At 74.9% G+C, this 1596-nt stretch carries 2 protein-coding genes; both read left to right on the top strand.

Translation table 11 applies throughout. The features are described from left to right. Positions 1-100: 100 nt before the first annotated feature. Positions 101-829, top strand: a complete 729-nt coding sequence (locus DLJ47_RS14555) for an SDR family NAD(P)-dependent oxidoreductase (RefSeq protein WP_109900566.1) — start codon at positions 101-103, stop codon at positions 827-829. A gap of 12 nt (positions 830-841) precedes the next feature. After that, complete coding sequence (locus tag DLJ47_RS14550; RefSeq protein ID WP_109900565.1) at positions 842-1576, top strand: class I SAM-dependent methyltransferase; 735 nt, start codon at positions 842-844, stop codon at positions 1574-1576. The last annotated feature ends 20 nt before the right edge of the window (positions 1577-1596 follow it).

Genomic DNA, 1596 nt, shown 5'->3' with positions numbered 1-1596 from the left:
GCCCAGCACCAACGCCCGCGTCATGTGACGTTCCCCTCCCCGCCGGCCCGTGCCGGTCACGGTAGCGTCGGCGCAGCGACAACGGCAGGGGAGAGGTGCGTTGAATCCGGTCACCGTCATCACCGGCGGCAGCCGCGGCATCGGCGCCGCGACCGCCCGCCGGCTCGCCCACGCCGGCCACCACGTCGCGCTGTCCTACCGCCGCGACCGCGACGCCGCGGCCGCCGTCCTGGCCGACCTGCACGCCACCGGCGTACGGGCCGTCGCGGTGCCCGCCGACACCCGCGACCCCGACCAGGTCGCCGCCCTCTTCGACGCCGCCGCCGACCTCGGCGACCTCACCGGCCTGGTCAACAACGCCGGCGTCACCAGCCCGATCGGGCCGTTCACCGACCTTGACCCCGCCGACCTGCGCGAGGTCGTCGACGTCAACCTCATCGGCTACGTCCTCTGCGCCCAGCAGGCCGCCCGCCGGATGAGCGGCGGCGCCGCCATCGTCAACATCTCCTCCGCGGCGGCCACCCTCGGCAGCCCCGGCGAGTACGTCCACTACGCCGCCGTGAAGGCCGCCACCGACACCCTCACCACCGGCCTGGCCAAGGAACTCGCCCCCCGCGGCATCCGGGTCAACGGCGTCGCCCCCGGCATCATCCGCACCGACATCCACGCCCTCTCCGGCATGCCCGACCGCCCCGACCGGGCCGCCGGGCGGATCCCCCTCGGCCGCGCCGGCGAACCCGACGAGGTCGCCGCCGCGGTCGCCTGGCTACTCAGCCCGGACGCCTCCTACACCACCGGCGCGGTCCTGCGCGTCGCCGGTGGCCTCTGACATCATCGGCCCATGACCGGAGTCTTCGGAGACGTCGCCGACCTGTACGACGACGCCCGCCCCGGATATCCCACCACCATCGCCGACACCATCCGCGCCTACCACGGCGCAACCCCGACCCACGTGGTCGAGATCGGCGCCGGCACCGGCAAGGCCACCGACGTCCTGCTGCGCCTCGACGCCCCGCTCACCTGCCTCGAACCCGACCCGCGGATGGCCGCCGTGCTGGCCGCCCGACACCCGGGCGTCACCGTGGTCGGCCAGACCTTCGAACAGTGGCAGCCACCCACCGGCGGCGTACCGCTGATCGCCTGCGCCCTGGCCTGGCACTGGCTCGACCCGGCCACCCGCAACCAGCGCGCCCACGCCGCCCTCACCCCCGGCGGCACCCTCGCCGTCTTCGGCCACAAGTACGGCTACGCCGACCCCGACCAGGGCGCCGCCATCGACGCCGCGCTACGCGCCATCGACCCCACCGTCACCGAACGACCCGCCGGCTGGTTCGAACACGACATCACCGCCAGCGGCGTGTTCACCGACGTCCGCGCCGACACCACGCACCGCGACGTTCCGCTGGACACCGACGGCTACCTGCGCCTGCTGCAGACCTTCGGCCCCTACCGGCAACACCCGCCCGAGCAGCAGACCCGCGCGCTGACCGCGCTGCGGTCCGTGGTGGACGGCTTCGACGGCACCGTCACCCTGCGCCTGCGCACCACCCTCGTCCTCGCCCGCCGCCCGCGCTGAGCCCGTCGACCCGCCCGCAC

It is taken from the genome of Micromonospora sp. S4605 (assembly GCF_003176715.1).
Taxonomy (GTDB): Bacteria; Actinomycetota; Actinomycetes; order Mycobacteriales; family Micromonosporaceae; genus Micromonospora; species Micromonospora echinaurantiaca.
This window is presented reverse-complemented; position numbering and strand designations above follow the sequence as displayed.

Coding starts and splice junctions, on each gene's coding strand:
- DLJ47_RS14550 (WP_109900565.1), top strand. CDS start 842: ATGACCGGAGTCTTCGGAGACGTCGCCGACCTGTACGACGACGCCCGC.